Annotated in this window: 2 protein-coding genes; both read right to left on the bottom strand. The window is 68.1% G+C overall.

The genetic code is table 11. The features are described from left to right. A partial coding sequence (locus CFB82_RS41635; RefSeq protein ID WP_143751101.1) for a helix-turn-helix domain-containing protein occupies positions 1-312 on the bottom strand: 312 nt, incomplete at its 3' end. Between the two features lie 130 nt (positions 313-442). Beyond that, positions 443-1,023: DUF6431 domain-containing protein (locus CFB82_RS41630; protein WP_306426999.1), on the bottom strand; the 581-nt coding region annotated here is incomplete at its 5' end.

Below are 1,023 nucleotides of genomic sequence, written 5' to 3'. Positions count from 1 at the left end.
TACAGAGCGTTGCGGGTTCTCGCGTTTGGCGGCCAGCACGGCGGCCTGTACGGACTCGGGCAGCTTCGAGCGGCCGGTGTCGGCCCGGGGCCGGCTGGCCAGGCCTGAGACGCCGTCGCGACGCCAGGCGTAGTACCACGTCTGCAAGGTGCGCTCGCTGATATGGCGCCGGCGTGTGCCGGGGATCGCGTACTCCTGACGGGCGAGCTGACGCAGCAGCTGCAGCAGCTCGCCGCGTTCGAGCCGCTCGCGGCTCACGATGGGGCCGAGCACGGACAGCCGGAACAGGGCCATGGGATCGATGTCGTGCATGAAGTCTCCGTTGAAGTTGAAGGAGACGTCATGAAACGCCGGATGCCGGGCCGGCGGCAGTGGGCAGACTGTGTGGGGTGCCCGTTACCGCACCTGGCAGGACGTCGCGCGCAGTGCCGACTTCAACGGATCATGGGACATCGAGGCCGTCGAGATCGAGCCAGGCCATCGCGCGCGACAGCGGCATAAGCGCGAAGCAGGCGTGCCAAAAGGAGGCGGTGTCGGCCGTGCGGCCCAGGTCTGGGAAGCGGCTGCGCAAGGCAAAGGCGAAGTCGTTGCTGCACCGGACGAGCCAGCACCACCAGCGCCGTACGGTGTGGCGATCGACACCGATCACGGCCGCGGTGCGGCGCAGCGACACGCCGAAGAAGATCAGCGCAAGCACGAGTTGCTGCAGCGCCCAGCCGTACCAGCGCAGGGGGCAGATACAGAGCGGCAGGCGCGAGCAAGTTCGCCCGCAGGCGGCACAGCAATAGCGCGGCACGGGCACGGAGTTCAGGGCGCCGCCCGAGCTGCGGTCGGCCTTGCGTTCGTAGAAGCCGTGCGCCCACAGGCAGGCGCGGCCGCAGTGCGGGCAGCGCTCGGGATGGTAGGACCGGGGCGTGGTGACGATGGCGCGAAGATGCTGTTCGAGCGTGAGAAACGAATGTACGATCCGAAGCATAGGCCGGGCTGTTCTGCGTTCGTGGACTGGTGTGGAAACCGTCTCAC

It is taken from the genome of Burkholderia sp. HI2714 (assembly GCF_002223085.1).
GTDB classification, from domain to species: Bacteria; Pseudomonadota; Gammaproteobacteria; order Burkholderiales; family Burkholderiaceae; genus Burkholderia; species Burkholderia lata_D.
This window is presented reverse-complemented; position numbering and strand designations above follow the sequence as displayed.